Source organism: Pseudoalteromonas sp. SCSIO 43101 (assembly GCF_023650775.1).
Classification (GTDB): domain Bacteria; phylum Pseudomonadota; class Gammaproteobacteria; order Enterobacterales; family Alteromonadaceae; genus Pseudoalteromonas; species Pseudoalteromonas apostichopi.
Window position 1 is genome coordinate 2,880,259 of record NZ_CP072673.1, and the last position, 23,181, is coordinate 2,903,439.

Annotated in this window: 22 protein-coding genes, 1 pseudogene and 1 riboswitch; of the genes and pseudogenes, 7 read left to right on the top strand and 16 right to left on the bottom strand. The window is 40.5% G+C overall.

The window, feature by feature from the left end; all coding sequences use genetic code 11:
* Positions 1 to 48: 48 nt before the first annotated feature.
* Both J8Z25_RS13365 and J8Z25_RS13370 read right to left on the bottom strand, forming a co-directional pair.
* On the bottom strand, positions 49 to 381 hold the full coding sequence (locus J8Z25_RS13365) for a hypothetical protein (protein ID WP_130050674.1): 333 nt from the start codon (positions 379 to 381) through the stop codon (positions 49 to 51).
* Between the two features lie 33 nt (positions 382 to 414).
* A complete protein-coding gene (locus J8Z25_RS13370) occupies positions 415 to 1,122 on the bottom strand; it encodes a DUF2982 domain-containing protein (protein ID WP_250661185.1) in 708 nt (235 codons plus the stop codon).
* Positions 1,123 to 1,363: 241 nt separating this feature from the next.
* Between J8Z25_RS13370 and J8Z25_RS13375 the strand changes: the two genes are divergently transcribed.
* The 3 genes from J8Z25_RS13375 (at position 1,364) to msrA (ending at position 6,136) form a co-directional block, all read left to right on the top strand.
* Positions 1,364 to 2,416 carry an efflux RND transporter periplasmic adaptor subunit gene (locus J8Z25_RS13375; RefSeq protein ID WP_130052251.1) on the top strand — a complete coding sequence of 351 codons (1,053 nt, stop codon included), beginning with the start codon at positions 1,364 to 1,366 and terminating at the stop codon, positions 2,414 to 2,416.
* Between the two features lie 3 nt (positions 2,417 to 2,419).
* Complete coding sequence (locus J8Z25_RS13380) at positions 2,420 to 5,518, top strand: efflux RND transporter permease subunit (RefSeq protein WP_130050672.1); 3,099 nt, start codon at positions 2,420 to 2,422, stop codon at positions 5,516 to 5,518.
* A gap of 84 nt (positions 5,519 to 5,602) precedes the next feature.
* A complete protein-coding gene (msrA, locus tag J8Z25_RS13385; protein WP_130050671.1) occupies positions 5,603 to 6,136 on the top strand; it encodes a peptide-methionine (S)-S-oxide reductase MsrA in 534 nt (177 codons plus the stop codon).
* Between the two features lie 147 nt (positions 6,137 to 6,283).
* Here msrA and J8Z25_RS13390 read toward each other — a convergent pair whose 3' ends face one another.
* From J8Z25_RS13390 to J8Z25_RS13400, 3 genes are all read right to left on the bottom strand, one after another.
* Positions 6,284 to 8,137 (bottom strand): TonB-dependent receptor domain-containing protein, encoded by a 1,854-nt coding sequence (locus J8Z25_RS13390; RefSeq protein ID WP_250661186.1) that lies wholly within the window; start codon positions 8,135 to 8,137, stop codon positions 6,284 to 6,286.
* 34 nt (positions 8,138 to 8,171) lie between these two features.
* A riboswitch (cobalamin riboswitch) is annotated at positions 8,172 to 8,327 on the bottom strand.
* Positions 8,328 to 8,500: 173 nt separating this feature from the next.
* On the bottom strand, positions 8,501 to 8,740 hold the full coding sequence (locus tag J8Z25_RS13395; RefSeq protein ID WP_130050669.1) for a hypothetical protein: 240 nt from the start codon (positions 8,738 to 8,740) through the stop codon (positions 8,501 to 8,503).
* A 143-nt stretch (positions 8,741 to 8,883) separates the two neighbouring features.
* On the bottom strand, positions 8,884 to 9,366 hold the full coding sequence (locus J8Z25_RS13400) for a YajQ family cyclic di-GMP-binding protein (protein WP_063703177.1): 483 nt from the start codon (positions 9,364 to 9,366) through the stop codon (positions 8,884 to 8,886).
* 157 nt (positions 9,367 to 9,523) lie between these two features.
* Between J8Z25_RS13400 and J8Z25_RS13405 the strand changes: the two genes are divergently transcribed.
* Together J8Z25_RS13405 and J8Z25_RS13410 are read left to right on the top strand one after the other, a co-directional pair.
* On the top strand, positions 9,524 to 9,874 hold the full coding sequence (locus J8Z25_RS13405) for a VanZ family protein (protein WP_130050668.1): 351 nt from the start codon (positions 9,524 to 9,526) through the stop codon (positions 9,872 to 9,874).
* The gene (locus J8Z25_RS13410) at positions 9,867 to 10,760 is read left to right on the top strand and encodes a ketopantoate reductase family protein (protein WP_250661187.1); all 894 of its coding nucleotides are present in this window, start codon (positions 9,867 to 9,869) and stop codon (positions 10,758 to 10,760) included. Before J8Z25_RS13405 ends, J8Z25_RS13410 begins: the two co-directional genes overlap by 8 nt.
* Before the next feature lie 93 nt (positions 10,761 to 10,853).
* Here the strand turns inward: J8Z25_RS13410 and thiI are convergent, their stop codons facing one another.
* Positions 10,854 to 12,311 carry a tRNA uracil 4-sulfurtransferase ThiI gene (thiI, locus tag J8Z25_RS13415; RefSeq protein ID WP_130050666.1) on the bottom strand — a complete coding sequence of 486 codons (1,458 nt, stop codon included), beginning with the start codon at positions 12,309 to 12,311 and terminating at the stop codon, positions 10,854 to 10,856.
* Between the two features lie 108 nt (positions 12,312 to 12,419).
* Positions 12,420 to 13,073, bottom strand: a complete 654-nt coding sequence (locus J8Z25_RS13420) for a TetR/AcrR family transcriptional regulator (RefSeq protein WP_130050665.1) — start codon at positions 13,071 to 13,073, stop codon at positions 12,420 to 12,422.
* Between the two features lie 217 nt (positions 13,074 to 13,290).
* Between J8Z25_RS13420 and coaD the strand changes: the two genes are divergently transcribed.
* Together coaD and J8Z25_RS13430 are read left to right on the top strand one after the other, a co-directional pair.
* Positions 13,291 to 13,773 (top strand): pantetheine-phosphate adenylyltransferase, encoded by a 483-nt coding sequence (gene coaD / locus J8Z25_RS13425; RefSeq protein ID WP_130050664.1) that lies wholly within the window; start codon positions 13,291 to 13,293, stop codon positions 13,771 to 13,773.
* On the top strand, positions 13,770 to 15,146 hold the full coding sequence (locus J8Z25_RS13430; protein WP_250661188.1) for a capsule assembly Wzi family protein: 1,377 nt from the start codon (positions 13,770 to 13,772) through the stop codon (positions 15,144 to 15,146). Before coaD ends, J8Z25_RS13430 begins: the two co-directional genes overlap by 4 nt.
* 10 nt (positions 15,147 to 15,156) lie before the next feature.
* Here the strand turns inward: J8Z25_RS13430 and J8Z25_RS13435 are convergent, their stop codons facing one another.
* From J8Z25_RS13435 to argC, 9 genes and pseudogenes are all read right to left on the bottom strand, one after another.
* Positions 15,157 to 15,690 (bottom strand): hypothetical protein, encoded by a 534-nt coding sequence (locus J8Z25_RS13435; protein WP_250661189.1) that lies wholly within the window; start codon positions 15,688 to 15,690, stop codon positions 15,157 to 15,159.
* A 48-nt stretch (positions 15,691 to 15,738) separates the two neighbouring features.
* Positions 15,739 to 16,140: a hypothetical protein gene (locus tag J8Z25_RS13440; protein ID WP_250661190.1), complete on the bottom strand. Its 402-nt coding sequence runs from the start codon at positions 16,138 to 16,140 to the stop codon at positions 15,739 to 15,741.
* Positions 16,141 to 16,284: 144 nt separating this feature from the next.
* Positions 16,285 to 16,812: a hypothetical protein gene (locus J8Z25_RS13445; protein WP_250661191.1), complete on the bottom strand. Its 528-nt coding sequence runs from the start codon at positions 16,810 to 16,812 to the stop codon at positions 16,285 to 16,287.
* 7 nt (positions 16,813 to 16,819) lie between these two features.
* On the bottom strand, positions 16,820 to 17,026 hold the full coding sequence (locus J8Z25_RS13450; protein WP_130050659.1) for a hypothetical protein: 207 nt from the start codon (positions 17,024 to 17,026) through the stop codon (positions 16,820 to 16,822).
* A gap of 251 nt (positions 17,027 to 17,277) precedes the next feature.
* A pseudogene (argH, locus tag J8Z25_RS13455) lies at positions 17,278 to 19,142 on the bottom strand (argininosuccinate lyase).
* Between the two features lie 52 nt (positions 19,143 to 19,194).
* Positions 19,195 to 20,397 (bottom strand): argininosuccinate synthase, encoded by a 1,203-nt coding sequence (locus J8Z25_RS13460; RefSeq protein WP_130050658.1) that lies wholly within the window; start codon positions 20,395 to 20,397, stop codon positions 19,195 to 19,197.
* A gap of 9 nt (positions 20,398 to 20,406) precedes the next feature.
* Positions 20,407 to 21,327: an ornithine carbamoyltransferase gene (locus tag J8Z25_RS13465; protein ID WP_130050657.1), complete on the bottom strand. Its 921-nt coding sequence runs from the start codon at positions 21,325 to 21,327 to the stop codon at positions 20,407 to 20,409.
* A 7-nt stretch (positions 21,328 to 21,334) separates the two neighbouring features.
* On the bottom strand, positions 21,335 to 22,096 hold the full coding sequence (gene argB / locus J8Z25_RS13470) for an acetylglutamate kinase (RefSeq protein WP_130050656.1): 762 nt from the start codon (positions 22,094 to 22,096) through the stop codon (positions 21,335 to 21,337).
* Positions 22,096 to 23,106 carry an N-acetyl-gamma-glutamyl-phosphate reductase gene (gene argC, locus J8Z25_RS13475; protein WP_130050655.1) on the bottom strand — a complete coding sequence of 337 codons (1,011 nt, stop codon included), beginning with the start codon at positions 23,104 to 23,106 and terminating at the stop codon, positions 22,096 to 22,098. Before argC ends, argB begins: the two co-directional genes overlap by 1 nt.
* Positions 23,107 to 23,181 lie beyond the last annotated feature (75 nt).

Here is a 23,181-nt window from a genome sequence, read left to right on the forward strand (position 1 = left end):
GACTGCCAAATAAGCTAATAACAAGCAATTAAAGTGCCAGACTCGGGTTTATAAATAACTTTCTTGATGGATACGAACGAAAAGCTTTGTACCTACTTTACTGTAATCGACTTTGTATTCTCTGCCATCGAGGGCTTGGATAAACAACAAACGTTTTTCTTCTGCAAATACATCAGGGCTTGCTACATACACCATCTCTAAGTAGCGCTCTTTGGCTTCACGACGGTTTTTTGGCAGGTCGTCTTTAAACGGCTCTAAACCATTTTGAGTAACTTTAATGCGTGGGTGATTCTCACCATTCACAACCACTAAGTCGAGTTTTTTATCTTTGTGTATTATTGTGTTTCGACCGCTTTTAATAAAAGAACGTTCTTGACTCATAGTCTTATCCTGCTACTTACTGCACCTAACTGCTTACTTTTTCTGTAAACGCGCCTCAATAAACTCATTAGGATTCAGTTTCCAACGATTTAAATCAGCACTAAATTGCCAAATATCAACATCAAGAACATTGGCTGGCAACAATAAATCGTATCCTGTTAATTGCCTTAAATGCTGCGTACGATTAGCAAACATGGCAATCAATCCTTTGTAAAGCTGACCACTAGGGGCAGTGTAGTCCGTCTCTTCTATTAACCATTCTGATGGGCACTCACCATTTTTGCAATATTTTTGAATGACTTGCATAAATAAATGACGTTGCTCTATCAGTAATCGTCCAGCAATTCTCGGGGAAATCTGAGTTAAAAATTCATCTATGTTATTGAGTTTAATACCAACTGCGTTTAACTCAAGGTATTCTAAGCCTTGTTCCACTTTTGGTATACCACTATGATGAAAATTAGCACGATTTAGCTGCCAATTCCCAATTTTGTGATGATAAATAAGTAAATTCTGAGTAAATGTTAGGCTAAAGTATGGTTCTTGAGTTTTTAAAAAGCCAATAAAAATTGCGGCAATACAGGTTGTTGCTAAAAAAATCTCAACAATGCTAATTTCACCGGGCCTCAATAAGTTAACCAACATAATAATGATTAACCCAATACCGCCAACAATTAAAAACTCGCTGCCATGGCGAGATGCTTGAGCACGCACTTTGAGTGCAGGAAGTTTCTTATCCATATACTGAAAAGTAAAAAATAAACATCACAATTGTGACCAAAACTATCTTTCTAAGCGTTAAACAATAATTACACTTTGGTTCTTTACCCATACTAAAACCTCTCTTTTAGTCACAATAAAGGAACAAATTAGCCGAACTTTTAACTTTTACGCCAAATGCACAAATTTATGAGATACCTGACATACGGGGCACGTACTAATTTTGTACACTACACTCAACTAATTTTCTGGTAACACGATGATGTATTCTACACAATCTGGTAAAGCACTTTTTCCTTTTATTATTACCCTTTTACTTGGGTTATGTATTTATTTGTATTTACCTTCAAGCCAAGGGGAGCAAAGCAACTTTGGCAACCGTGCAACACAAGTAACAGCGCACACTGTTACAGCCGAGGAAAATGCAGTACTCATTGAAGCAATTGGTAGCGCTCGTGCTAACCAAGCGATTTATATTCGCAGCGCGCAAAACGATTATGTTACCGATATCTTTTTCAATGATGGCGACTTAGTGAGTAAAGGTCAAAAACTAGTTCAATTGCAATCTCAAGAAGAAGAATTAGCAGTAAAAGAGCTAAGTATTAATTTACGCGAAGAACGCCGCCAACTTGAGCGCCTCACTGAGTTATCTCGCTCACAAGCGACTGCTAAATCATTACTTGAAGAGCAATTATCGCGGGTTGACGCAACCGAAGCACAACTTGAAAGTGCTAAAACAAAGCTGGCAGAAATGACCATCAAAGCGCCATTTTCTGGCTTGCTAGGCAAGCGCGAAATTTCAATTGGTACTTATGTTAGCAATACAACAAACATTACCACACTTGATGATATCAGCATTATTAAGGTCGACTTTAAAGTGCCAGAAAAATACCTAGCTCAGTTGCAGCTTGGTATGAAAGTGATGACGCAAAATGATGCCTACCCAGAAAAAACCTTTAACGGTAAAGTGACCCACATTAGTTCTCGTATTGATTCTATAACACGTAGCGTTGAAGTAACTGCAAGCTTTATTAATAAAAGTGGTTTATTGCGACCAGGCATGTTGCTGAACACGGCGTTAGAGTTAAGTTCAAACCAAGCGCTAATGGTGCCAGAGAAAGCCGTAATCCCTCAGCAAGACAAACACTATGTGTTCCAAATTGAAGATGGCGTTGCTAACAAAGTAGAAGTACATGTGGCAGGTCGTCACAATGGCTGGGTAGCCATTGATAAAGGCCTTGAAAGTGGTCAGCAAGTTGTGACTGAAGGCATTATTAAGATCCGTACTGGCAGCAAAGTAAGTATCAAGGGCTAAACCATGAAAATTACTGATACTAGCGTTAAACGCCCGGTCTTTGCGATCGTAATCAACCTGTTATTACTTACCTTTGGTTTGGTGGCATTTTCTATGCTCCCACTGCGAGAATACCCGGATATTGAAACACCGATTGTCAGCGTTAGCACTGATTACACTGGTGCCAGCGCAGAGATTATTGAAACCAAAATCACCCAAGTACTCGAAAACCGCATTTCGGGTATCGAAGGCATCAAAAGTATTAATTCATCGAGCCGTAATGGTCGCTCAAATATCACCATTGAGTTTAATATCAGCCGTGATATCGATGCTGCATCAAACGATGTACGCGAACGTGTAGCCCGTGCCCTAGATAGCTTACCTGAGCAAGTTCGCCCGCCAGAGGTATCTAAATCAAACAGCGATGAAAGCCCAATTGCATGGTTCGTACTAAACAGTACTACCATGGATTCATTACAGTTATCTGATTATGCACAACGCTTTATTGTTGACCGATTAGCCGTTGTTGACGGTGTCTCAAACGTGCGTGTTGGTGGTGAACGTAAATACGCAATGAAAATCTGGTTAAACCGTAAAGCGATGGCTGCACGCGGTATAACCAGTAGCGATATCGAAAACACGTTACGAACTGAAAACGTTGAATTACCCGCTGGAGAAATCGAGTCTATCGACCGTGATTTTACAGTACGTACCGCCCGTAGTTATAAAGATCAGCGAGACTTTAGAAACTTGGTTATTAAACGTGGTGAAGATGGCTATTTAGTACGTTTAGGTGAAGTGGCTGATGTTCACTTAGAAGCCGCTGACGACGAAAGTCTGTTTCGCGGTAATGGCAGAAATATGATTGGCTTAGGCATTGTAAAGCAGGCCAAAGCCAATACTCTTACCGTCGTTGATAATGCCCGCGCAGAACTTGAAAAAATCAAGCGTAACCTGCCAGAAGGCACAACCATTCAAGACAGCTATGACTCATCTATTTTTATCAAAGAATCAATTGATGAAGTATATAGAACGCTTGGGATTTCAATGGCACTGGTTGTATTGGTTATCTACCTATTCTTAGGTAATATTCGTGCAACACTCGTACCTGCAGTCACGGTACCAGTAGCGCTAGTTGGTAGCTTTATGTTCTTGCTTGCTATGGGTTACTCAATCAACTTACTGACTCTATTAGCTCTCGTTCTTGCGATAGGTTTAGTCGTAGATGACGCAATTGTAATGCTTGAAAATATTCACCGCCGAATAGAATTAGGTGAACCGCCTCTTCTTGCTGCGTTTCGTGGTGCCCGTGAAGTTGGCTTTGCGATTATCGCCACTACGCTCGTACTAATTGCGGTCTTCGTACCACTGGTGTTTATGGATGGCCGTATCGGCGCACTATTCACCGAATTTGCTATGGCAGTAAGCGCCGCAGTGTTCTTCTCTAGTATTACAGCCTTAACCCTTTCTCCGGCACTTTGCTCAAAAGTACTGAAGCCATCAGAAAAAGAAAGTAAGTTTAGCCAGTGGATGGATAGAACATTTAACAAAATTGAAAACGCCTATCGTAATTCACTTACTTCAAATATGAGTCGTAAGTGGAGCTTACTACTAATGATGATTTTGGCTGGTGTTGCCAGCTTTATGCTATTTCAAAAAGTGCCATCAGAGCTGACGCCAAAAGAAGACCGTGGAACATTCTTTATCATGATGAGCGGCCCAGAAGGCGCTAGTTATGAGAATAATGCGGCTAACATGGCAAAAATTGAAGAGCGTTTGATGCCTTACTCTGAATCTGGTGAATTAAGTCGCGTGCTTATTCGAGTCCCGGGTTGGGGTGGTCAAGGTGGCGTGGCTATCATAGGAATGGCTGATTGGGATAAACGCAAGCGCTCAACTTGGGAAGTAATGGATGAAATTAGCGGTAAGATGACGGAAGTGACCGACGTACGGGCTTTTGCGATTATGCGCCGTGGTATCGGTGGCGGTGGTTCATCACGCCCAATTGAGTTTGTATTGCAAGGTAACGATTACGATCAACTAGCTGATTGGCGAGACCGTATTATCCAGCGTGCAGAGAAAAACCCTGGTTTGGTGAGAATCGACCATGATTACAAAGAAACCTTCCCGCAGTTTTTAATCAACATTGATAAAAACAAAGCTGCAGATTTAGGTGTTTCTGTATCTGATGTAGGTCGCACGCTAGAAACCATGTTAGGCCAACGTCGCGTAACGACCTTTATCGACCGCGGTGAAGAATACGATGTAATTTTAAAAGGGACCAAAGAAGATTTTGCTAACCCGACTGATATTTCAAATATCTACTTAAAATCACGCAGTGGCGAATTGGTTCCGCTAGATAGCTTAATTAGTTTAAAAGAAGAAGCCACAGCGTCTCGTTTGAACCGCTATAACCGTATGCGCGCAATTACGTTAAGTGCGAATTTAGCAGATGGCTATACCTTAGAAGAAGCGCTGAACTTCTTAAATCAAGTTGCGGCTGAAGAAAATGACATAGACGGTGCAATTGACTACAAAGGTGAATCGCAACTATTCTATGAAGGCGCATCAGCAATGACCTATGTGTTCATTCTTGCACTAACTGTAACTTTCTTAGTACTTGCAGCCCAGTTTGAAAGCTTCATTCACCCGTTTGTGATCATGCTTACCGTTCCGCTTGGTTTAGTCGGCGCATTATTTGGCTTATGGTACACAGATCTCACTCTGAATATTTACAGCCAAATTGGTATCGTAATGCTAATTGGTTTGAGTGCGAAAAACGGTATTTTGATTGTTGAGTTTGCTAACCAACTACGCGATAAAGGCGTTGAGTTTGACGAAGCGATAACTCAAGCAGCTACGCAGCGTTTACGCCCCATTATCATGACCTCACTGACCACTGTAATGAGCTCGGTACCGCTAGTACTTGCAAGTGGCCCAGGTGCAGAAAGCCGTATGGTAATTGGTGTGGTGGTATTTACTGGTGTTATTGTTGCAACCTTACTTACCTTATTCGTAGTACCTGCAGCATACAGTGCGCTAGCCAGAAATACCCAGTCGCCTGAGTACTTACAAAGCAAGTTAGAACAACAGGCAAAAGATAAGCCGTTAGAAGAAATTTAAACGAGTTTAAGATGTTACAAAACGCCGTCTTTACGGCGTTTTGTTTTTTCAGCTATAGTCAGCAAAAAGGTAAGGAAGTTAAATATGGATAACAACATACAAATAGCTACTTTTGGCGGCGGCTGCTTTTGGTGTATTGATGCAGCATTTAGACGTGTGAAAGGAGTACTTAATGTCAGCTCTGGCTATGCTGGCGGCGAGATTGAAAACCCAAGTTATCAGCAAATTTGTACTGGCTTAACAGGTCATGCCGAGGTTGTTCAGCTTGATTTCGACAGCAGTGTTGTGAGCTATAACACCCTACTTGAAATGTTCTTCACTTTACATGATGCCACACAGTTAAACCGTCAAGGTAATGATGTCGGCACGCAGTATCGCAGTGTGATTTATTATCATGATGAACAACAAAAAACTGAGTCACAAGCCATGATTGATGCTTTACAAAAGCAAATTCGTGAACCCATTGTGACTGAACTCAGCCCTCTATCAAACTTTTATCCTGCAGAGCAGTACCACCAAGACTATTACAATGAAAACCCGAATCAAGGTTATTGCAGCATACTTATTGCCCCAAAGCTTGCTAAGTTCGAGCAATATTTCGCTGATAAACTAAAATGAAAAAAGCCCGCTAAGTAGGTAGCGAGCTTTTAGACGCAGAACTAATAATGAAGCTGAGCTTGTTTTTACTTATACAAATGACATGAATGGGCAAATTAATGTCAATTACTCGCTTTAAGCAAACAGCTCAGCTGGCCTTAATAACTATTAGAACTGATATCGGGCACCTACAAACAAGCGGCGCTCAGCCGTGTTGTAGTAGTAATATTCATCGTTGATGAAGTCACCATCTAAGTCAGTGCCATAAGCATCAACGGCGTTGTACTCTTTATCGAATAGGTTTTCTATTCGTAGTGACACAGTTAAGTTGTCAGTCGCTTGGTAGTGACCTACTAAATTCCATAATGTATATGAAGGTAAGTGCGTTAACTTACCATCACGATCACCACGGTATTGCATATCGATACCGGCATCAAAATCACCCCATGCTTTGTGCAATGACCAATTCACACTGTGATTTGACACATAGGTGAGTGACTGACCTGTTTGTGTATCTTCCGCTGAAAGGTAGGTAAAGTTAAAGCTATGATCAAAGCCAAATACTTGGTTTTTAAAACTAAACTCAACACCTTCGTGGCGAGCTTCGTTTATATTGGTTGGGATCCATTGCCCTGATGCATTTGGTGCCCAAGCGATTTTATTGTCGATTTCGCTGCGGAAAATCGCAATATCAAGACTAATATCATTCACATTGAGTGATAAACCAAGCTCTTGGTTATCTGATGTTTCAGGGTTTAACTCTGGATTACCTGAGCCTGGGTAATATAGATCATTAAATGTTGGAGATTTAAAACCAGTACTTTGACTAACACGGAATGTGGCGATGTCATTTAAGTGATAGCCTACAGCTGCAGTGTATGTTGTTTCATCACCAAACTGCTGATCATCATCTTGGCGAACTGTCAGGTTAGCGAGTACTTGTTCGTCATCATAATATGCGCCAACAAACACAGCGAATACTTCACGGCTGTCTTTTAAGTATGTACCTGAGTTAGTGTTCACTTCATCTTTATACCAATTCAAACCGCCACTAAGAGTCAGTGCTTGATTGAAAAAGTATTGGCCATTGTAATCGATTTGCTCACGCTCAGTTTCAAACTTATCAACCACCGTTGCACCAGTGTAATCAATACGTGAGTCATCTGAACTATCACTTGATATGGCAATATCGATGGCATGGCTGTGTTTTTCGAAGGCTTTTTTCCAACCTAATGAAGCTTGGTAATTTTCGAACTCGCCTTTTTCTACGGTACTGTTTGCTGGGCTATAAGCACTGTCGTATTTGGCTTCGCCTTCTGAGTACTGTGCTTGAGCTAAAAATTCACCTAATTGCTCATTTTGATAACCTAGATTAAAGCCAAGGTTTTTGTTTTCGTAGCCGTCTTCATCTGGCGCTAGACCTTGAAGAACATCAAAACCATCTGTTTTTTCATAACCAGCATTAACAGCAACATCAACACCCGCAAACTGACCACCCGTCGCTACTTGGTACTCTTGATAAGAGTCTGAGCCAAAAGTCACGTCTAAGGTCGTGTTTTGTGCTTTACGCGTAATGATATTAATCACACCTGCTAGCGCATCAGAGCCATATACAGCAGCACGTGAGCCTTTAATTACTTCAACACGCTCAATACTGTTTAAAGGAATATTGCTAATACTTTTATAACCAAGTGTTGCAGAGCCTGTACGTACACCATCAATTAAAATAAGCGTATGACGAGAGCTTGCACCACGTAAAGAAACACCTGAGCTTTGCCCAAAACCACCATTAGCATTAATTTGAAAGCCTGCTTGAGTCGCCAGTAAGCTTGGTAAGTCACGCACATAGCTTGCTTCAATATCAGCACGGTCAATAACAGTGACACTGGCTAATACATCATTAATTGATTGTTCGAATTTATTGGCAGTAACTGTGATGTGCTCTATTGATTGCTCGTCAGCAGATACAGAAAAAGATAACGCAGCAGCAACCGCTACGCATAACGCAGATTTATTTAGCATGATATCCCCTAGCCTGTGCCCACCGCACACGCGAATAGTAAGTTAATTCAAGGCCGGTCTCCGGACTCTGTACATGCATGGCATATACATTACCGTTGCGGGGGCAGTGTTGGCATTGTTTTCTCCCTGAAAACGCACCGACTTCCCGATTATCTTGCGACTATTTCACCCTTTGAAATATAACGTATCTGAAGATACAGCAAGCACCTCGAAAATAGGCCGTTATTGTGATGATTTTGGGGAAGAAAGTCAATGGACGGCTATACTTCTAAAGCAAAGCTTTAAGCCTAAAGCTTCAAACTGTAAGTGGAGTCAGATCAAAAAAGCCAATCAGCATGGTGATTGGCTTTTATAAAACAATGATTACCAGAAGTACTCGTGAGGTTTTGAATTTCCTAATGGAAAAACAATTCCTTCTGGGTCAGCACCATTCAGCACAAGCTTGCAAAGAGCTTTATTTAAGCGTCTTCTTGGCTTGGTCATCGTCATTTTCACCCACCAACTTGGTGTTTGTTGGTAAAAATAAGTACTGTGTGGGCCTGTGTATTTTCTGTTTATTTTACCGTGTTTATTACGGTCAATTGTTTTGTTCTTTACTGACATAAATATCCTCTAGCTGAAAATAGCTAGAAGATATCTTTTTCTCTGTAACCTAATATTCGTCTCAAAATACGCTCCTTGTAAAGTTCAGAAACTTGCAGGTTTATAGCTTAAAACCTACAGCTCAAAGCTATAAACACAGAGTATTAATCGCGGAAGTTTTTGAACTGGAATGGTTGACCTAAATCAGCAGTACGAACAACTTGCATTGCTTCTTGTAAATCATCACGTTTTTTACCTGTTACACGTAATTCTTCACCTTGAATAGCGGCTTGTACTTTGATTTTTGAGTCCTTGATTAATTTAACGATTTTCTTCGCTACGTCTTTTTCAATACCTTGCTTAAGCGCAACGTCACGCATTACGTATTTACCACTACGCGACTCATCTCTTAATTCTAAGCTAGATACATCTAAGCCACGCTTTGAAATTTTCGCAGCAAGAATGTCAAAAAGTTGCATAACTTGTTGTGGTGCTTCTGCTTTTAACTTGATTACTTTATCACTTAGTTCGATTGATGCATCAACACCACGAAAATCAAAACGCGTCTCTAGTTCACGCTTTGCATTATCTACTGCATTCTGCGCTTCGTTCATTTCTACTTCAGAAACAATATCAAATGAAGGCATGGGGTTCTCCTAACATAGTCTTTTTTAAATTCATTTATGGTTGGCAATTATAACGCTTATTTGTCGATTCTTTCTATTTTTATCCGATTTGTTCAGGTGCGATGCAAAAATTGTTTGATATACTGACCATTCAATTTCGGCATTTTTAGGGTTTATTGTGACAAGGCGTGTTTACCAAGTTATCTTTTTAGCCAGCATTATTGGCTTTACAATTTTATTTGCCAAAGAAATTAAAGGGGTGAGCAACCTCTTTCCACACGTAGATAAAGTGGCGCATTTTGGTATTTTCTTTGTACTGGCTATGGTGATGGACAAAGCCTTTAAATTGCCTCTTTTGGTGCAAATTTTACTATTAGCCGGATATGGTGCGGCCATAGAGTTTATGCAAGATATGCTGCCTTACCGTCAAGCTTCGGTTGGGGATTTTGTCGCTGATTTTATCGGTGCTGTAAGCTATTTTATTATAAAACTTGGTTTTCATGTAGGTAGTAAGCAACGTAATGGCTAACATATTAATTGTTGGCGACGGTGCGATTGGCTTGTTGTTTAGCCATTTTTTATCTGCACAACATGACATTACATTACTGACCCGTAAGCCAACCCTGACCACGCGCTTTTATCAAGCCAGTAATGGTAAATCACATCCAATTAAAGCTCGCCTTATTCACCACAAAGAGCTTAGTCAATCCGCCCCCTTTGACTTAGTATTAATCACAGTTAAAGCATTTCAGGTGCAAGCTGCCTTTGGACAAGTAAAACCTTACCTTAGTAAAAAATGCCAAATCGTTATTTCTCATAATGGTATGGGTAATGTTGATGAAGTTAATGTCCAGTTGTTAGACTCTCAAGGATTAGCGTTTTTAACAACGCGTTTAGCTGGCTTTAAAACAACGCCTTATAGTGTGAGCCATACTGGTAATGGCGAAAGCGTGCTGGGTGCTTGCAATAACGCTGCTAGTGGAAAGCTCAATGAGCTAAAGCAGCTGTTTAGCTACTTACCACACTTTTCTGTTAGTGATGATATCCACTCATTGCGTTGGCAAAAGCTGTTAGTGAATATTGCCATAAACCCGTTAACAGCGATTCACAACATTAAAAATGGCCAATTACGTGCACCGCAATTTAGTACTCGTATCATTAACTTGCTCAATGAAGCATGCCTTGTTGCCAATAAACAAGGTGTTGACGTAAAGCTTAGCGAGGCACTGGACCAAGCCTATTCAGTGATGACGGCAACCGCTGAAAACTTTTCTTCTATGCAGCAAGACATCAGCCATAATCGAGAGTCTGAAATTGATGCAATTTGTGGTTATGTGTGTGAACAAGGCGCTAAATTAGGCGTAAAAACACCTTATAATCAAGCAATGCTTAGCATGATAAAAATAAAAAGTTAGCTAAGGGAAAGAGTAAAGTTACTAGCTTTCGTTTCTCGCAATTATTTTCGGCATTAAAAAAGCGCGAACATGTCGCGCTTTTATCACTATCCCTTACGGGCGATACACTTTTACGTTGCTGTAGCCTTCTTCGTGAAGGATCAGCGCTTGTAGCTGGCTCATCACACCTTTAGCACAATATAAGTAATATTCTTTATCTTTTGGTAAGTCACCAAATTTAGTCGCTAAGCGGAAGAAAGGTAAATGAACAACTTCAATACCTTCAAGCTCTAATGGATTTGCATCTTCTTCTTCAGGTGAGCGAATATCAACAACAACTGCCCCCTCTGGTAAGTCAGATACAGACTCAGCTTCTTTCACTTCTTCTTTTGCTTCGGTGTCGATATCGCGAATATCCATCACACGGGCATTCTCAACAACCGTATTTAGCACGTCGAAGTCAAACTTAGCTTCTTCAGCAAGAATCGTTTTGATTTTTGCTTTAACTGTTGGCTTCTTAGAAATAACACCACAGTACTCAGGCATGCTTTCTGCCATTTCAGCCGTACCAATTTGACGTGCAATATTAATAATATCTTGTTTATCGTGTTGGATTAACGGACGAATAATTAAGGTTTCAGTTACACGGTCAATAACACTTAAATTAGCAAGCGTTTGGCTCGATACCTGACCAATGCTTTCACCAGTTACCAGTGCTTGTACACCTAGCTTTTCTGCAACTTGGCTACCTGCACGCATCATCATACGTTTAAGAACAACACCCATTTGGCTGTTTTCAACGTTTTCTAAAATTTCAGCGACTACAGGTTCAAAATCAACCGTAACGAACTTCACTTTATGAGTAGAGCTAAACTGCTTCCAGATGTAGTAACTCGCTTGCTTAACACCGATTTCGTGAGCCGCACCACCTAGGTTAAAGAACAAGAAGTGAGTACGTGCACCTTTACGGATCATTTGATAGCTTGCAACACCTGAGTCAAAGCCACCCGACATTAGCGATAGTACATCTTCTTGTGTTGGTAGCGGGAAGCCTGCCATACCGTAGTGAGTTTGAGTAACGATATAAGCTTTATCATCACGCACTTCTAAACGAACTGTCACCTCTGGGTGAGATAATTTAACGCGTGCACCTTCAACATGCTGGTTTAAGCCACCACCTACGTAGCGCTCTACATCGCTTGAGGTGAAATCATGCTTACCTGAACGTTTACAACGCACACAGAATGTTTTGCCTGCAATGGTATGACCGATTAGTTCAAGTGCTTTTTGGTAAATATCGTCGATTGAGTCGAAGTCTGTTTCTGTTACTTCAATAAACTGTACGATACCTGGAATGCGTTTTAAGCCATCGATAATATCTAAGCGAACTTGCTCAGAGTCTAGCAAACTGACAACAGAGATATTATCCCAGTTGTTTCTTACCTGAACTTTTTCGTCAACGCGACGCAAAACGATCTTAATATTATTTTCTAATAACTTGGTAAAACGTTTACGAACAGATTTACTCTTGATCGCGATTTCAGGGTGTAGTTTGACGATAAATTTAAGCATAGTTCACTCTTAGACTGTGGATTTCACACGCCCCAAGGTTAAGCAACCTCAAGGGCGCGCGATTATAACAAAAATTATAGCGTCTAGGAAATAAACTGCTTTGCGGGATTATTGTTCGCTTTGCTCTGTTTCAGCAAGGGCTAAATACTTAGCTCTTAATTGGTTAACTTGCTCTAGATGTTGCTCTGTGCAATGAGCTTTTAATAGCAGTAATACTTTTAAAATACCGTTATAAATATCAGCTCTGGCAAGTTCACCACTTAAGCGGCGAGCTTTGATATAAGGCGTCCAAAAGCTCACAGTCATTTTAAGCATATGCGCAAGCTCTGTAACATCTTCGTCTGCAATGCAAATAACACCGCCTTCACGTAATGCAAAAAGTACATCTTTAACTTGCTCTAAAAGCTCAGTTTGAAACGCAATGTAGCCTTTTTTCAGCTCTTCATCACGAGATAAAATATCGCCTAAGTTGTCGTAGAAAAACTGAAAGCGCCACATTTGTTCAAACAACGAATCAAGATAACCCGCTAGGTTTTCAAGCGCATCGTCATCAGGAGTCAGTGGCTTGAAATGAGTGTGTAGATGGTCGCTGTACAAAGCAAATATGTGACGAATAATATCTTCTTTATTTTTAAAGTGATAATACAAGTTTCCTGGGCTTATCCCCATATGCGAGGCGATATGGTTGGTTGTTATGGCACGCTCACCGTGGCGATTAAATAACTCAATGCTGGTGTGTATGATTTTGTCCTTTGTGCTCATAGCCTATTTACTCTGTTTTTTATGATTATTACGTTCCCCAGCCAAGCAGTATAAACAAATGCGTGGCAATTAAATACTACCTTGAAAAATAATAACCTCAATCGGTTTACTACCTTATATAGGTGAAGGTTCCTAATCCGATACGCGTATTTTCTAAGCTGCATAGTCGAGAAAACACTGTTAATATAGCAGGCAAATTTATAAATCGCTGATAGTTATGAACGTTACTGCAATCTATCCGGGTACCTTCGACCCCCTTACAAATGGCCATACCGACTTAATTCATCGAGCTGCAAAAATGTTCGAAAAAGTTATTGTTGCTATTGCACATAACCCTAGTAAGCAGCCGTGCTTTACACTCGATGAGCGTGTTGAGCTTGCCAATAAAATCTTAGCGCATCTTGATAATGTAAGTGTGATTGGCTTTTCTGGCTTATTAGCTGATTTAGCTCGCGAGCATAAAGCCGAAGTACTTATTCGAGGTATTCGTGCAGTGTCTGACTTTGATTATGAATTTCAGTTAGCAAATATGAATCGTCGACTAAATCCAGATCTAGAAAGTGTATTTTTGACACCTGCAGAAAAAAATTCATTTATTTCATCTACTCTAGTCAAAGAAGTAGCACGCCACAATGGTGATGTAAGCGAGTTTGTTGACCCTATCGTAGCCAAAGCACTACAGGAAAAAATTCACGGATGAAATTAAAAAAGTTCATTAGCTTAACTGCATTACTAATGTGCTCTGCGCCAAGTCTTGCAGAACCATGGATAGAAAGCGACGACCCTTTACTTCGCGCTTCAATCGAAATGCTATTTAACCAAGGTGTCATAAAACAACCTATTAATAGTTACCCCTTAATGTGGCAAGGTATTGCACGTGATCTAAACATTGCAGATACCAGTCAACTTGATGAGCAGAGCTTATTTGCTTATCAGCATGTTAAGCATGCCCTTGATAATGCAAAACAAAAGTCGAGCTCAGGCATTCGCCTGAATTACAACAGCGAACCACTCACCCAGCAAGGGTTTGGTAAACGCCACCAGCAAGAAAGTGGCATAAATAGCTATGGTTCTATCACAGGGAAGCGCGTAAGTGCTAAGGTCAGTGTTAATTACGCCGATGATGCACTTGATAAACAACATGTGACCTATCAAGATAGCTATTTAGCAGTTTTACTAGGTAATTGGTCAATCAGTGCTGAACAAGTAAGTCATTGGTGGGGGCCAAGTAACGATAACGCCCTACTGCTATCAAATAATGCCGCGCCAATGAAAGGCCTGCGCTTTACGAGAGCGAATACGCAATATGTAGGCCCAAGTTGGTTATCGTTTATCGGTAACTGGCAGTTAACGGGTATTTACGCCAAACAAAAGCCATTTCTTAATAATTCCGAAGACGGTGACTTTTGGGCGTTAAGGTTTGCAAGTACACCATTAACAGGGCTTGAAGTTGCTATTAATAGTGCAGGCTCTGACTATTTAACTAACCTAAAAATTGACCCTGTTACCCTTGAGAGCATCGAATCAAAACACCGATTAACCAGTTTAGATGTAAAGTATTCTACAACTCTAATGACGCAGCCTGTTGCCTTTTATGCTGAAGTTATGGGTCGAAATAAAAGCGGTTTAGCACCGAGCGAGCCATTCTATACGCTGGGTATTGAAAGCTACTTTGGTTCAACAGAGGATTTACTAAAGAGTTATTTTGAATACTCAAATACAGAGCAAACTTGTGAGCAAATTAGCGATTGCGTATATGGCTCTGGCAGCTATACACAACGCTCACGTTTACTTGGCAGCTCAACACCACTGCAAAGTAAATCTGCTATCCTTGGTGCCTATTACCACACTTTAAATGGCTATGGTGGCCATGCAAAGTTACGTTGGATTGAAAGCGAAACCACACACGCTGAGGTCGCATCTGAGATGAGTCAGTTGCAGTTAGAGCTCGGTTATCAACAATCTATGTTTAATGGTTTGTGGAAAGTGACAGGGCTTATTTCAAAAGATGAAATAGGTGATGAGTCAGAAACAAACACAGCCCTTAGAACCAGCTGGGAATACCGTTTCTAACGAATTGAGGTCAAGCTGCTCCAGCTTGGCCTTGAACTTTCCGATAAAGCTTAACAAAACCCAGAAAATCTTTATTACTGAAAAGTGCAATGAGCATCATAATGTCCATCAGGTTCACTGTGATACTATAGACATTCCAAAACCACCAGCTTCCTGTATAGGCATAGTTAATATCAAAATACATGCCTAAAAACAGTGATGAGTTAACTAAAAGCCCAATGTATACATAAAGCTTTGCAGGAGCCTGAGTAAGATTTCGCTTTCGAGTAATTACCCACACAACTAATAGTATTGTTAAATCAGATAGCGCCCAAATCACATAGGCAAAACTTGAATCTAAAATATTATAGCCAAGCGCTATATTGAGTAATGGGTCACTCATCATGTAAGAAATAAACAGTGCAAGTGAGATCCACATCACTGTTTTGTCACCATTTGGCGCAGATGATTTCTTTACCATGTTATAAAGAAAGGACATCAAGAAACCCCACATGATAAATGCTGCGAGGTACACTCCAAAATTGTCTTGGATTAGTTTAAGCATGAAGTAAGTCTTAAAATTCAGATACTCTTAAAAATAAAACGAGTTTCATTAAGCGTTGGTGGGCTTTTCAGATTCATCTATAAACCACGGCTTAAATTTTTTACCTTTCACAAACCGGCATAGTTTATGAAGTAGTAAAAAGTCGCGATTAGTAATTAATGCTATTAGCATCATCATATCAATAGTATTTACTCCAAACGAATAGATACTCCATAGTGCCCAAGGAGTTCTATTTTCGATAACCACAATATCTACAAATATGCTAAGCATCAAAAGAGCGTTTGAGAACAATCCCAATACAATGTAGTAAATTGCACTACAAGAGCCTATTTTTGCAACGTAAATCCACGCCAAAACAGTTGTTATGGTTAGTAGATCAAAATAAAACCAGTTTAGATAGATATAGATAGATAAGTTAAAAATGCCACTTAGGAAGTATGAAACCATCATTATAAATGCCAAGATTACCAAGCGTTTATCAGGTTTATTAATATGTGTCACTAAATTAAAAAGAAAAACCATTAAGAACCCCCATTCGATGAAGGCTCCTATCAAACTTCCAACAACATCACTTATGTACATAGCTTTGAATTATTAAGCTAATTTATGGTTATTTGCAGAAGACACTACAAAGCTTTTGAGTTTGTTCAATAATAGAAAATCACGATCAACAATTAAAGCAATGATCATTGTAAAATCAACGATATTGACTCCAATCGAATATATGTCCCATAAAATCCAATGGGTTGTATTTTTATAGACTTCCACATCTAAATAAACGGCAAGAAACAATACTGTGTTAATTATCAAGCCTACAATAAGATATATAAATGAAGGTGTAGTTCGTTTTACAAAATAAAAAGAAACAGCTAAAAATGTAAGTGTCGCTAGATCATAAAGAGCCCAATCTAGGAATGTTGTAGCTGTGTAAGTTAACCAATTAAAAAAATAATCCCCTCCTAGATAAGAGAGCATCATAATAAATGAACTTAAGAGCAACGTGGTTTTTCTTTTATTTTCATCTATACAATAAACAAAAATATTAAAAAAGAACGCCATTAAAAATCCCCATGCACTCATTGCGGATAGGGAAAAAAAACCTAGTTGCTCTATAAAAGACATTCAGTTCCTAATACTCTTTCTTGCTAGGTGGAAGCATTGCACCACCGCCACGTTGAATCTCTGCACCGCCTGATAAAGCCAGCGCTTCACTTGATAAAGTTACTGTATCAGATTGCAGGGTTTTATTACTAGTAGTTTGTTCCAAAGCAGGCTTTGTTTGTTGCATTTGGCTGTATGCTTGCATTTGCAACTGGCTATTGTTTGAAATTTGCATGAGTTAATTCCTTTAAGTTAATTGTTTTTTCAGTACAGCTTACAATAGCTTGCAAGCTGAGTTAAGCGTTCTCATTTTTTTGACGCTTTTTTATACTTTAACGCGACATTGTCGCCGCGTCGATAATAAAAGCAATTAACGATCCAACTTTTCTAAAAGTGATCTTTTTTGATCATAAAAGTTAATAAACCAAAATTTCAGGCATAAAAAAACGCACAGGGGTAACCGTGCGTTTTTCTTATCCAGGGAAATTAAGCCACGTGTTTACACGGGATCACCGCGCTATTACTTGGCTTTAAAATATATTCCATCGCTACTTCATCGCAATTACCTTTGCGAAGACAAAGCTCGCAATCTTTGATCACTTTTTCTGGCAAACTATCTTTACTACAAAAGATAAAGCCTTGGCTTGCAAAGAACTCTGGCACCCGCGTCAGAACAATTACGCGACTAAGCGCCAAGCTTTTAGCTTTTTTAAGCAAATGTTCAACAAGTCGACGCCCCTGCCCAGCAATACGTGATTCAGGGCTCACACCAAGCGAACGAATTTCAGCAAGACCTGTATCGTAAATATATAGCGAGGCACAGCCAGCAACTTGGTTTTCAACTTCAGTGACAGCAAACTCATTAATTGAGTGAATCATATCGCTCTTAGCCCGTGGTAGATTTTCACCTACCGTTGCCCAATGCTGAATTAGCTTAGCAATAGACTCAACATCATTTAAGGTTGCGTCACGTACCGCTATCTGCTGTTTTTTTTTGCGTATTTAATGGCACTCGTTACTTGCTCGATAGAGGTGCCACCCTGTGCTTGTCTTGCTTTAATGCAGGCGTCTATTTCTAATACAGCATATACATCTGACTCGAAAATGCTATGCACAGACTTAAATTGCTCTAAACTTAAATCTTCTAAGTTATTCCCTTGTGCAATAGCCATTTGCACGAGCGTACCAACAATATGATGACCTTCTCTAAATGGAATACCTTTAGCCACTAAATAGTCAGCAAGTTCAGTCGCATTTGAGTGACCACCTTTTGCTGCTGCTAATGTTTTATCAGCATTAACTTTGATGCCTTTGATACACGCCTGTGCCATATGAATACATGCCAACCAGGTCGGCATTGCATCAAATAAGCCTTCTTTGTCCTCTTGCATATCTTTGTTATAAGCAAGTGGTAGCGCTTTAAGTGTCATCATCATGGCACTGAATGCACCAAAAACACGGCCTGTTTTACCACGGATTAACTCAAGAGCATCTGGGTTTTTCTTCTGCGGCATAAGTGAAGAGCCTGATGTTACCCCATCAGAAAGCTCAATAAAGCCTGCTTCACCAGAGTTATAGAAAATTAAGTCTTCTGCCATACGCGATAAGTGAATCATTGAAATTGATGCGCAGCTTAGTAGCTCAACCACAAAGTCACGATCAGATACTGCATCAAGGCTATTACGTGTTGCACCGGTAAAACCTAACCCTTCGGCAAGAATTTGCCTATCAATTGGGTACGCCGTTCCAGCTAAAGCACCACTACCAAGAGGGCAATAATTCATACGATTTTTAGCATCGGTTAAACGGCTTTCATCACGTTCAAGCATTTCAACATAGGCCATGCACCAGTGGCTAAATAATACAGGTTGTGCACGCTGTAGGTGTGTGTAACCTGGTAAGATAGTGCCTAGTTCACGCTCAGCCAAGGCAATAAACTCACCTTTCAGCTCTGCGATTGCTTCAAGAATATGCTCAGCTGTATCACGACACCATAAGCGGAAATCGGTCGCGACTTGGTCATTACGACTACGACCTGTATGTAACTTTTTAGCTAGGTCGCCCACTTTATCAATTAGCGCTGACTCAACATAAGAATGAATGTCTTCATGCCCTGCGACAGCTACTGCTTGTGGATTTGCTTTAACCTCATCTAGCAGCTTATTAAGTGCTGCAACTAGGTCATCGTATTCTTGCTGATTAAGTACGTTAACTTGTTTTAACGCTCCTGCCCAAGCAACTGAACCAATAATGTCTTGCTCTGCAAGTTGATAATCAAAAGGAAGTGAATCGTTGAATTGTTTAAACGCTTCATCTGGACCCGTAGAAAAACGTCCGCCCCATAGTGCCATTGAACTGTCTCCAAATTCGGCTATTGCCCTGCCGTGCAGGGCAATAATTAAATTACTTTTTCGTTAGTGCTGAGATTCTGCTTGATAGCGAGAATAAACGAATGAAGCCTTCTGCATGTGATTGATCATATACATCATCTTCACCGAAGGTTGCGAAATCTTCACTGTATAAGCTATTCGGTGATTTTTTCTGTACCGCAGTTACTTGGCCTTTATAAAGCTTAAGCACCACTTCACCGGTTGCTAACTTAGACAGTGATTCAGCACCAGCTAGAATCGAGTCTTTTAATGGTGTAAACCAACGACCGTCGTAGACTAAGTGAGAAAACTCACCACCAAGTACTTCTTTCCACTTACGGCTTGATTTGTCTAATACTAGCTCGTCAATCGCTTGAAGAGCTGCCATGATCACTGTGCCCCCTGGTGTTTCATAACAGCCACGAGACTTCATACCGACTAAACGGTTTTCTACAATATCAACACGACCTACACCATGTGGCGCAGCAATGTCGTTTAATTTAACTAAGCAGTCATATGGTTTAAGTGACTCGCCATTTACAGCAACCACTTCACCTTCAACAACATTTAATGTCACATATTCTGCTTCATTAGGCGCTTGCTCAGGTGAGTTTGTCCAAGTCCATACTTGCTCACTTGGTTGACACCATGGATCTTCAAGCTCTCCACCTTCGTGAGAAATGTGCCATGCGTTAGCATCACGACTATAGATTTTTGTCGCAGATGCAGAGCACGGAATATTACGCTCTGCTAAGTAATCAAGTAATGATTCACGACTTGATAAGTCCCACTCACGCCATGGTGCAATGACTTTTAGATCTGGTGCAAGGGCTGCGAAACATGATTCAAAACGTACCTGATCATTACCTTTACCTGTACAACCATGCGAAAGCGCATCAGCACCTACTTTACGGGCAATTTCAACCTGTGCTTTAGCAATAATCGGACGTGCCATAGACGTACCTAGTAAATAAGTGCCTTCGTAAATAGAACCCGTTTTTAATGTTGGGTAAATATAGTCACTTACCATTTCGTCTTTTAAGTCAACGATGTGGCACTCTGAGGCACCCGAAGCAATTGCTTTTTCTTCAACGCCTTCAAGCTCTTCAGCACCTTGGCCTACATCAGCAACAAACGCGATTACTTCACAGCCGTAGTTTTCTTTTAACCATGGCACAATTGCCGATGTATCAAGACCACCAGAATAGGCTAATACGACTTTTTTAATTGAACTCATTGGTGTTCCTTAAACAAAATTTGGATTTAATAATGTGACAAGTAGAGCATTTTGCGCGTGCATACGATTCTCTGCTTGTTGAATAATTTTTGATGCTGGGCCATCCATTACCTCAGAGGTAATTTCAAACTCACGATGCGCTGGCTGACAATGCAGTACAGTTTGCGCACCCGTTTTCTCTAATAGGGCTTGATTGAGCTGATAAGGCATATATTTAGCTTTCACCTGCTCAAGCGGTGTTTTATCACCCATTGAAACCCAGGTATCAGCATAGACTGCATTTGCTCCGACTGCCGCCTCAATTCTGTCACTGACCATTACCGAAGCACCATTCATCGCTGCAATTTGCTCTGCTTGCTTAAGAATTTGTGAATCCGGTGAGCTACCTTTAGGACAAACAGCTACAAAATCAGTGCCTAACGTGGCAGCTAATAACATTAGAGAGTGTGTTACGTTGTTACCTTCACCTAAGTAAGCAAGCTTAAGCTTACTTACGTCGCCATGTACTTCTTGTAGCGTCAAAAAGTCTGCAAGTGCTTGGCATGGGTGATATAAATCACATAAGCTATTCACTACAGGCACAGATGAATACTCAGCAAGCGTAGTCAATGTTTTGTGTGCATACACGCGAGCAACAATGCCATCAGCCCAAGCTGACATATTGAGAGCAAAGTCTTTAACCGATTCACGACCACCCATAGCACCGTTTTGTGAATCTAGATAAACCGCGTGACCACCCAGTTTATTAATACCTATATCAAATGATAAACGAGTACGTAAACTTGGTTTTTCAAAAAGTGTAACGACAGATTTGCCTGCTAATGCTTGGCTAAAGTCTGCTGGATTTGCTTTAATTTTTTGCGCTAAATTAAGTAATTTAAGAGCGCCCTTTTGGTCTAATTCAAGACCGTTTAAGAAATTTTTTAACATGAAATACCTATGGTGTAATTTTTGTTCCTACATGCTCGCCTTTTAATAAGGCGACTAAATTTTCTGGCTTTAGCCAGCTGGAGATATACACACCACGTCGTAAATGTTGGGCAGCAAGAAGGCTGGTCTTTACTTTGACCTCCATCCCGCCCTGAATAACTCCTTCAAGGATTAGTGTTTCGATTTGCTGCGTATTAAGGTGATGTAGTGGCTGCTTATTTGCATCAAGCACAGCTTCTACGTCAGTCATAAAAATAAGTTCTGCATCTAGTTCTTTAGCAATAGCAGCCGCGGCTTCATCCGCATTGACGTTGTACCATTGACCATCTTCGCCAAAGCCAATAGAGCTCACCAGTGGTAAACGACCTTGCCCAAGTAAGCTTGGCAATACGCTGTCACAACTACCTGAACACTGGCCAACTTGCGCCAATACTTTAAGTTTTTCAGATACCAGTACACCCGCTTCATAAAGGCTTAAACCCACAGGTTTGTGGCCAGCGCTGATTGCTTGACTCATCAATTGTTTATTGGCACAACCTGCCAGGGCGCCAACAATATAAGGCATTTGCTCATTTGGGCTAATACGTAAGCCTTGATGTTTTGCTGTTACAAAGCCTGCGTCTTTAAGCCAAGCATCAACCAAGGCCCCACCACCATGCACAATGACAAAGTTATCTTGTTGCTCAGTGGCTAAAACATCAAAAAGAGCTTTTGCAGCATCAGCGCTATTTAGCACAGCACCACCGACTTTAATGATCCAAGTTTTCATTACAGCGCTCCTACTAAACCAGTGTGGTGAGGTTCACCCATAGCTAAATTAATACACTGTAATGCTTGCCCAGCCGCGCCTTTTAATAGGTTATCAATTGCTGACATAACAATGAGTTGTTCACCTTTTTGTTGCCATGCAATATCAACAAATGGTTGTTTAGCCACGCCTTTAATACTTGGAACTTTATTTCCAAGTAAACGGATTAAAGGCTCATTAGCTAACACTTGATATGCTGCATCCACTTGCTCTGCTGTCACACCTGGCTTTAATTGCACATAAATAGTTTCTAAAATTCCACGGGGGAAATTACCTAAATGAGGGGTGAATAACACAGGGTGACCAAGGTGCTGCTCAATCTCAGGTGTGTGTCTGTGATTAAATAAACCATAAGGGGCAAGTGATACTTCACAAAAATGCGTATTAACACTGGCTTTTCTACCTGCGCCAGTAACTCCAGACACAGCATTAACAATAATGGCTTGCTCAGCTAATAAACCAGCTTCTTTAAGTGGTTTTAAAGAATTGAGTGCTGCTGTTGGGTAACAACCTGCTACAGCAACAAGCTTTGCTTTACTTATAGCATCGCTATTCCATTCAGCTAAGCCATAAGCCGCTTGCTCTAAAAGCTCAGGGTGTTCATGTGCGAAACCGTAATAAGTTAGGTAATCCTCATTCCCAGCTAAACGGAAACCACCAGACAGGTCGAATACTTTTTTACCCATGGCTAAAAATTGTGGTGCAAGGTCAACGCTTACCTTGTGATCTGTACATAGACATACATAGTCCGCATTACTTTCGATATCCTTATACGCTTGGGCAGTCAGAGGCTGTAGTGGATACTCTAACAATCCAAGGTGCTCTGGATATAAATCGCTTAATAATTTGCCTTTATCTAAGCTTCCTTCAGATACATAACATGCTTTCAGGGTCAGTTTTGGGTGCTTAGCAACTAAACTTGCTAGCTCTGCGCCGCTATAACCACTTGCGCCAATAATCACTACATTCATTGCTTACTTTTACCTATTCAATCTATTTATCGATACGCCTAAAAATACTCGCTCAAATGCGAATAAAAACACTGT

Bases quoted from the DNA above. Each gene is read 5' to 3' on its own strand.
- J8Z25_RS13420 (WP_130050665.1), bottom strand. From the start codon at position 13,073: ATGAGCACAAAGGACAAAATCATACACACCAGCATTGAGTTATTTAAT.
- J8Z25_RS13395 (WP_130050669.1), bottom strand. From the start codon at position 8,740: ATGTCAGTAAAGAACAAAACAATTGACCGTAATAAACACGGTAAAATA.
- J8Z25_RS13465 (WP_130050657.1), bottom strand. From the start codon at position 21,327: ATGTTAAAAAATTTCTTAAACGGTCTTGAATTAGACCAAAAGGGCGCT.
- J8Z25_RS13370 (WP_250661185.1), bottom strand. From the start codon at position 1,122: ATGGATAAGAAACTTCCTGCACTCAAAGTGCGTGCTCAAGCATCTCGC.
- J8Z25_RS13365 (WP_130050674.1), bottom strand. From the start codon at position 381: ATGAGTCAAGAACGTTCTTTTATTAAAAGCGGTCGAAACACAATAATA.
- J8Z25_RS13460 (WP_130050658.1), bottom strand. From the start codon at position 20,397: ATGAGTTCAATTAAAAAAGTCGTATTAGCCTATTCTGGTGGTCTTGAT.
- argB (WP_130050656.1), bottom strand. From the start codon at position 22,096: ATGAAAACTTGGATCATTAAAGTCGGTGGTGCTGTGCTAAATAGCGCT.
- J8Z25_RS13440 (WP_250661190.1), bottom strand. From the start codon at position 16,140: ATGATGGTTTCATACTTCCTAAGTGGCATTTTTAACTTATCTATCTAT.
- coaD (WP_130050664.1), top strand. From the start codon at position 13,291: ATGAACGTTACTGCAATCTATCCGGGTACCTTCGACCCCCTTACAAAT.
- J8Z25_RS13380 (WP_130050672.1), top strand. From the start codon at position 2,420: ATGAAAATTACTGATACTAGCGTTAAACGCCCGGTCTTTGCGATCGTA.
- J8Z25_RS13435 (WP_250661189.1), bottom strand. From the start codon at position 15,690: ATGCTTAAACTAATCCAAGACAATTTTGGAGTGTACCTCGCAGCATTT.
- J8Z25_RS13400 (WP_063703177.1), bottom strand. From the start codon at position 9,366: ATGCCTTCATTTGATATTGTTTCTGAAGTAGAAATGAACGAAGCGCAG.
- J8Z25_RS13375 (WP_130052251.1), top strand. From the start codon at position 1,364: ATGTATTCTACACAATCTGGTAAAGCACTTTTTCCTTTTATTATTACC.
- J8Z25_RS13390 (WP_250661186.1), bottom strand. From the start codon at position 8,137: ATGCTAAATAAATCTGCGTTATGCGTAGCGGTTGCTGCTGCGTTATCT.
- msrA (WP_130050671.1), top strand. From the start codon at position 5,603: ATGGATAACAACATACAAATAGCTACTTTTGGCGGCGGCTGCTTTTGG.
- thiI (WP_130050666.1), bottom strand. From the start codon at position 12,311: ATGCTTAAATTTATCGTCAAACTACACCCTGAAATCGCGATCAAGAGT.
- J8Z25_RS13450 (WP_130050659.1), bottom strand. From the start codon at position 17,026: ATGCAAATTTCAAACAATAGCCAGTTGCAAATGCAAGCATACAGCCAA.
- J8Z25_RS13445 (WP_250661191.1), bottom strand. From the start codon at position 16,812: ATGTCTTTTATAGAGCAACTAGGTTTTTTTTCCCTATCCGCAATGAGT.
- J8Z25_RS13410 (WP_250661187.1), top strand. From the start codon at position 9,867: ATGGCTAACATATTAATTGTTGGCGACGGTGCGATTGGCTTGTTGTTT.
- J8Z25_RS13430 (WP_250661188.1), top strand. From the start codon at position 13,770: ATGAAATTAAAAAAGTTCATTAGCTTAACTGCATTACTAATGTGCTCT.
- argC (WP_130050655.1), bottom strand. From the start codon at position 23,106: ATGAATGTAGTGATTATTGGCGCAAGTGGTTATAGCGGCGCAGAGCTA.